This is a genomic window from Candidatus Magnetobacterium casense (genome assembly GCF_019173545.1).
Taxonomy (GTDB): Bacteria; Nitrospirota; Thermodesulfovibrionia; order Thermodesulfovibrionales; family Magnetobacteriaceae; genus Magnetobacterium; species Magnetobacterium cryptolimnobacter.
The window spans coordinates 1-6,404 of record NZ_JABXWD010000202.1; the positions used below are offsets into that span (position 1 = coordinate 1).

9 protein-coding genes are annotated in these 6,404 nt (G+C 50.5%); all 9 read right to left on the bottom strand.

Annotated features, from left to right (window positions below):
- Positions 1–101: 101 nt before the first annotated feature.
- A complete protein-coding gene (locus HWQ67_RS11155; protein ID WP_218252765.1) occupies positions 102–350 on the bottom strand; it encodes a hypothetical protein in 249 nt (82 codons plus the stop codon).
- Positions 351–788: 438 nt separating this feature from the next.
- Entirely contained in the window at positions 789–1,559 is a 771-nt protein-coding gene (locus tag HWQ67_RS11165; RefSeq protein ID WP_218252766.1) for a HesA/MoeB/ThiF family protein, read from the bottom strand.
- A gap of 23 nt (positions 1,560–1,582) precedes the next feature.
- Entirely contained in the window at positions 1,583–2,371 is a 789-nt protein-coding gene (locus HWQ67_RS11170; protein WP_218252767.1) for a radical SAM protein, read from the bottom strand.
- Between the two features lie 291 nt (positions 2,372–2,662).
- A complete protein-coding gene (gene fdxB, locus HWQ67_RS11175; protein ID WP_218252768.1) occupies positions 2,663–2,941 on the bottom strand; it encodes a ferredoxin III, nif-specific in 279 nt (92 codons plus the stop codon).
- Between the two features lie 44 nt (positions 2,942–2,985).
- Entirely contained in the window at positions 2,986–3,399 is a 414-nt protein-coding gene (locus HWQ67_RS11180) for a P-II family nitrogen regulator (RefSeq protein ID WP_218252769.1), read from the bottom strand.
- Positions 3,396–3,713 (bottom strand): P-II family nitrogen regulator, encoded by a 318-nt coding sequence (locus tag HWQ67_RS11185; protein WP_255317239.1) that lies wholly within the window; start codon positions 3,711–3,713, stop codon positions 3,396–3,398. The genes HWQ67_RS11180 and HWQ67_RS11185 overlap by 4 nt, the downstream gene beginning before the upstream one ends.
- Before the next feature lie 52 nt (positions 3,714–3,765).
- A complete protein-coding gene (locus HWQ67_RS11190) occupies positions 3,766–4,137 on the bottom strand; it encodes a NifB/NifX family molybdenum-iron cluster-binding protein (RefSeq protein ID WP_218252770.1) in 372 nt (123 codons plus the stop codon).
- Entirely contained in the window at positions 4,115–4,261 is a 147-nt protein-coding gene (locus HWQ67_RS11195; protein WP_218252771.1) for a NifB/NifX family molybdenum-iron cluster-binding protein, read from the bottom strand. Before HWQ67_RS11195 ends, HWQ67_RS11190 begins: the two co-directional genes overlap by 23 nt.
- Positions 4,262–4,387: 126 nt before the next feature.
- On the bottom strand, positions 4,388–6,404 hold a 2,017-nt coding region (gene nifN, locus HWQ67_RS11200; RefSeq protein WP_218252772.1), incomplete at its 5' end, for a nitrogenase iron-molybdenum cofactor biosynthesis protein NifN.

Consider the following 6,404-nt stretch of genomic DNA (forward strand, 5'->3'; position numbering starts at 1 on the left):
CGTTGCCGTTATGGGTTGATCCTCCACGACGAGGACGACCACCCAGGCACCTACAAAACCAAACAATGGCGGTGGCTGCATGACCACGGTTGTTTGGGGTGCTACCCGGCTATCCCTGGTTCAAACGGATGACCTTCAATATTTACAAGTTTATATCCAATCTCACCGACTTTTTCTTCTATTTGTTTCTGAAAATAGCGGCATTGGCTAACATATCTATTTTGTTCACTAACTTCTATCTTACTAGTTAAACGTAAAAATGCACGACTAAACCGCCACCCTTCAATTGCAAGAGATAGAAGAGCATTTTCGACAGGATCATTGCTTAAAGAAGTAAAATTATCGCCCATAACCCACTCTCCATATATTTTCAAAGACAATATTTTAGCATACTACATAGGATTAATTTTGATCAAGTATTTTTTCAAACGATTTTTTCTTGCAGGAGATGTCCAAGCACAAGCATAAGAAACTGCGCAGGAAGATGAAGTTTTCGCGCAGGAGGAGATAAATCGCTTTACCCATGACGTTTAGAAGTGTGTAACAAGGATGCCGATAAAAGGCATCTTTGATATACAGTGCTTAGGTAGTAGCTTCTTTAAAGCATTAGAGACCGAATATCGATATATTAACGGATTTTGGTGTGAGGGGTATTGTTGCGGAGATATTTAGTGCTGCTTGCGTGGAGACGGCAGACTGTGTTGTTGTGTATATTTATAATGCCAGGGTATCCAACGATTTCACCGTGAATGTGTATGTTGAACACCTTGGCAAAGCAGCAGATGATGTTACCCCATAGTGGTTAGTTTGTTTTTATTATTGCAGACCTTACAGTGTTCACTTCTCCTGGTAACAAGTTTTTTAAATGTCATATCGAAGGTATTAAACATAAGCAAGTGCGAAAGCAAAGGAGTCCCAAAGCCGGTTATAATCTTCACCGCCTCAATGGCCATGAGACACCCCAGCGTGCCAGAGACTGCGCCAAGGACCGAAAACCCCAGTTCTTGCCACCGGGGGTCGTCCTCGGGGTATATACAGTTCAGACATGCCGTCTTGCCTGGGATAATATTGAACATGTAACCTTCCATGCCGTTCATTGCCCCCTCTGTTAATGGGATATCGAGGTTGACACATGCCTGGTTCAGAATCCTCCTTTCGTGGAAATTAGGCCGCGCCGACAGGGCAATGTCACAGGGCAACAGACGCTGCCCTATGGTTTCTTGCGTTATACGCTCGTTGAATATCTCAACTTCGACATCGGGATTTATCTCTTGTATCGTCTGTTTTGCCTGTACGACCCTGCTTGTGCCCACCCCCGAGTGTCTCATTAGTATTTGCCGGTTCATGTTTGAGACAGTAAGGTCTCCATAATGCACCAGGTGCATCTTTCCGATACCGGCAACGGCCAGATAAACCGCAGCCGTCCCTCCCAACCCGCCAACGCCGGCAATAAGTGCAGTTGAGGACTTTAACCTCTGCTGGTGCTCATGGTCAAAGCCCTCAAGCATTAATTGTCTCCTGTATCTCTCTAGCTCCTCAGCGTCAAACCCTCTTTCCATAAAATTATTCCTCCTCTATATCTTCAGATAGTCTCACAGTACTCCTGTCCAAGTTGCGACATGAGGACCTCAAACTCCATGTCCCTGTCCTCTCCGAGGCATCCAACGGCATCAGCCCTGCACTGCTTACAGTGGTTTAACTGCTGGATGTGGAAACTGCACTCTGTTCTTAGCCCCCGAACAACCTCACTGCCGGGTCTGTGGATATCCTTAAATTCACCCTGCGGTATAAGCGGGAGGATATTCATTATATAGACGTCTCTCCTGGCTGCCTCTGCTGCGATTGAAACCACCTCATGGTCGTTTATGCCAGGTATCAACACGGTGTTAATCTTTACAAACAACCCGCTTTCAACCGCCATATCAATAGCGTTCCATTGCCGTGTGACAATCAACTCCGCACCCTTCATGCCAGAATAGTGTCTGCCCCCGTATGAGACCCGTGCATAGATACGCTCTGCCGTCTCAGACCTCACCGCATTTATGGTAACCGTGATGGAGCTTACACCTGCTTCAATCAGCCACTGTAGTCTATCAGATAGAAGCACCCCATTTGTGGATACGCACAGCATAAGGTGAGGATACTCCCTGTGAATGAGCTCCAGAGTTGTAAAGGTTGCCTCGTTAAACAGCGAGTCTCCGGGACCGGCTATCCCCACAACCGATATCTTATTGTACTCCCGCTCGATCAATATCGAAACCCTTTCGAAGGCCTCATAGGGGGTCAAGACCCTGCTCGTTACCCCTGGTCTTGTCTCGTTGGCACAGTCATACTTTCTGACGCAACGCAGTATCTGCACGTGAGATTGCACGCCGGTGCCACCGGCAGATGTATGCGCCCAAACTTAGTGTGGGCCTCTTCTGAAAAACACGGGTGCCTTCGTATTGAAACTTCTCCGTTCATATCGAATCTCCTTTTTTTTGCCGCTCCAGGTCGTTCATACCTGTTTTTAGAGTTTTCTGCCTTTAAGGCAAGAAAGAAAGGGGCGACTCCGCCCCCCTTCAGAACCCCCTGCAAGGGGGCCAGCCCCCTTGACCCCTTCTTTTGCGCTACAGGTCGCACCTGATTCCTACGAAGTCTTTGCTTTTTTTAGAGGATACCTCTAAAGCGTAATATGCTTGTGGCATTTCTTTGTGCAAACCCTGCTGCACGACCCACATCCTATGCAATCCTCCGGGTTGGCAACGTACATGACCTTATTGCCCATGTCATCGCCAAACTCGTCCTCCTTCTCAAACGGGTTGTCAATCAGTTCCAGTACGTTGCGACTACAGGCCTTGTAGCACCGTCCACAGCCAATACACCTCTCGGCGTCAATAGACTCTAAGAAACGTGGTACCCATACCCTGCCACCTCTTGTATAACCCACCACCTGTACCATAAAGCTCCTTCTGATAGTTTAGGTCCCAGCTTAAATGGCCTGATTTATATGGCATCTGTGCTGCTCTGGCCGGTTCTTATGCGTATAGCGCCATCGACAGGACACACAAATATCTTGCCATCGCCGTGTTGCCCACTCTGGTTGACCTTGATAATGGTCTCAACCACCCTGTCAGCAACCTCGGAGGGTACAACGATCGTTATCATCCTCTTTGGCACGTACAGCACCGCCTTGGGCAGAGAGTGTTCAAGGGCGTATGTGGATGACGTTGGCCTTAACTTCACCAATGCAGGGGTGTCATCTGCTACATCTGTATCCATTGCCGCGTAGACATTGCCTTTCTGCTTGCCCCTGCCATCCACGCTCTGTATCGTCAGGGAAGGAAAGTTGAGTTCCTCCAGGGCGCGCTTTGTATCGGGCAGTCTATCCCGCCTGATTATTGCTATGACCTCTTTCATAGCTCCTCCTCCCCTGTCCTTATGGTATATGACCTCTCCACCGGGCTAACGAATATCTTACCGTCTCCTATGAACCCGGTTCGACAGATATCCGTGATTATGTCAATGGTCCTTTGCACATCATCATCCTTTACCACAAGCATCAAGAGTGTCTTTGGCAGCTCATCATAATGCACCGCCCCAATCGATAGCCCCTTCTGTTTACCCCTGCCAAAGACAGGCACCTTTGTCAATGATGGAAACCCGGCCCCCTCAAGAGCCAACACAACGTCGTGTTCCCTTTCTGGCCGTATAAATGCCCTTACCATCTTCATAATCATACTCCTTTGCATTAGATTTATTTATCTGTAACTGCTCAACGTATAATCAATCCACCTGCAGCGCCTTTCTTAACCAGGGTGGTGGCGATGTCCTTATCCTCTCAAGGAGTTCCCTGAGGATATCCTCTATCTTTATCTCTGCCTTTACCTTTACCGGCATCATGTTCTGTCTCACCAGTCTTGCCGCCGACGGCCCCCCTATCTCTGTCACATACAATATCTTGCAATCCGACAGAGCCTCCACCTTATCCTGGACGACCTCATCGTGTATCTGTCCCATGCCCCTGGTGTCCTCTACAGCCTTGTCCCTTCCATGTTTTTTGTCGCTCCAGGAGGGGCGCTCAAGATGCGCTCCTGGTTCTTTTTCGCTCCAGGAGGGGCGAGCCGCCCCCGGCTCAAGATGCGCTCCTGGTTGCAAAGACCCTTGTCTCAACGAAACCATAGCCCTCTGAGTCAATCTCGTAGATTGAGAACATCCCGCTTCGCCCAAAGTGCTCGTTAATCACACTACCGTCTGTTGTAGCAAATGCCACTCTGATCATCGTTAAACCTCCCTACGTTTAAAATCGGATCGCTCCTTACAGTCGCTGGGCTTGTCTCCCCCAGCGGTATTGTCTGGTTCTTCCCCTCCCCTTAGTGGAGGGGTCAGGGGTGGGGTCGCTGAGTCATTATGTTTGCCATCTCGTTGATGCTCCCCTGTAGCCGCATGTAAGTCTGCTGTTTACACCAAGGAAATTAAACAACGGAAACCCCAGTTGATACAGACCAGTCCCAAGTTCATCAGCGGTATACCCGGCATGGGAGTTTGAGATCAAGAGATCGAATTGCCCGCTTACAGAAAACAGGTCTCCAACCATTATCCGTTCAGCCTCTATGTCCTTTGCACCAGAGCTGTTGGATGGAATTACACACAGGGGCATATCTGCACCCATTTCACCCAGGAGCCTCGATACCGACACGGCATGTCCAACCTCAAGGGCAACGCACACCCTCTTGCCCGCAAAGTAAAATTGTGCGTCTCTCATCCCATCAACCACCACACGGCGCTGCCTCTGTAGTGACTTTGCGGCCTCCCTGCCGCTTAAGGCGCCAAGAGTCTCCACAAGGTGGTCAACGTCAGCCAATGCGCTCACCCCTTTTATCACCGTGTAATCGACCCCGCATCTGTCCCTGAGCAACTCGGCACACCCCTGAAGTCCCTGACCGATAACCAGTGTGTGGACAGAACCTGCCATAGCCCTTAACTCATCCAGGGTGACCCCGCCCAAGGCCAGCGGTGAGACCCCCTGCCTGCTCCCGTCAAGGGCAGAGAGGTCAGGCAGAAATATGGGATGCAACCCAAACGATTCTATCATATCCCTTAGCTCAGTGAAGTCCGCAGGGGTCAGAAAGTGACCAGCTATCACGTTTACCTGCAACTTGCCTGCTGTACCGGAGCTACAACCTTCCAGAGATAAGGAGTCCACAACGGCCTCGATGGCCGCCCTGTAGCCGTCCTCAAGTCCTCCCTGAAAGTCCGGCGTGGAAACATAGACAAACAGAGAGCCGCTGTGCTTCATCTGTAAGGCCTTTATGGTGGCCTTATGGTCATCACCCTTGATCTCGGTCAGACCACTGCTTAATATGCCTATCACATCAGGCTGCTGCCTCTGTGCCAACTCACCCGCTGCCTTTACGAGATTGTCATCGCTTCCCATTATGACGTCCTCTGCAAAGAGCTTCGTGCTTGCAAGGGCAATGGGTTCCCTGAAGTGCTTTGTCAGCAGCACCTTGGCAAGGAAGGTGCATCCCTGTGCCCCATGAATCAGAGGCACTGCCCTGTCTATTCCCTGCATGGCCATTGCCGCCCCTATGGACATGGAGTGTTTTAACGGGTTTATGACCACGTTGTTTTTTGCTCCAGGACGCTCCCTGTTAGTCACCATACTGCCGGAAGAGATAACATTTACCTGGGCACCACTGCCACGTCCCGCCCTCAACCTGTCATAAAACCCAATGGCACGGGAGATGTCCTGTGCAAGATTGACAAGCCCGCTAAAGCCGGCATAGGGGCGGTGCCGCTCCTGATTGACATCCACAAACGGTATCTCCTCCTTGATGCCGAGGTAGAGGTTGCGCCCACCTGCTATCAGCATATCGGCCCGCCTCTGTCTTGCCAGGGCAAGGAGGTTCTTGGGGGTTGTATCCTCCACTAACGGAGCGTCGTTGCCAAGTATGGCCTTGATCTTTTCCTCATCCTCATAAGTGCTCTTCTTTGTGCCAACGGCAACCACCTCTATGCCAAGGTCTATCAGGGCAGAGACGATCGACCAGCTCTTGACACCACCGGTGTATACCACAGCCTTTTTGCCCGCCAGGTGTTGATACTTAAACAACTGTTCCTGACACCGTGCAGCCTGCTGATGCACCACAGAGCGGTTGAGGTCAAGGCTGACACTTGCTCCTGCGGCCTTTTCCATGCCCTCACAAATAGCCTCAACTGCCCTCTGCATCTGGCTCTTGCCGTAGAAGGATACCTCTACGAAGGCAATTCCGTAGCGGAGCTCCATCTGCCTGGCCACGTTTATAAGGGCACGGCTGCACACAAGGACGTTGAGTCTCGCATGGTGTGCCCAGGTTAGCTCCCTGAAGGTAGCATTACCTGTGATGCGCGACAGTATCCTGACACCGGTGGCCTCCAACACC

Coding starts and splice junctions, on each gene's coding strand:
- HWQ67_RS11180 (WP_218252769.1), bottom strand. CDS start 3,399: ATGAAAGAGGTCATAGCAATAATCAGGCGGGATAGACTGCCCGATACA.
- HWQ67_RS11155 (WP_218252765.1), bottom strand. CDS start 350: ATGGGCGATAATTTTACTTCTTTAAGCAATGATCCTGTCGAAAATGCT.
- HWQ67_RS11165 (WP_218252766.1), bottom strand. CDS start 1,559: ATGGAAAGAGGGTTTGACGCTGAGGAGCTAGAGAGATACAGGAGACAA.
- HWQ67_RS11185 (WP_255317239.1), bottom strand. CDS start 3,713: ATGAAGATGGTAAGGGCATTTATACGGCCAGAAAGGGAACACGACGTT.
- HWQ67_RS11195 (WP_218252771.1), bottom strand. CDS start 4,261: ATGATCAGAGTGGCATTTGCTACAACAGACGGTAGTGTGATTAACGAG.
- fdxB (WP_218252768.1), bottom strand. CDS start 2,941: ATGGTACAGGTGGTGGGTTATACAAGAGGTGGCAGGGTATGGGTACCA.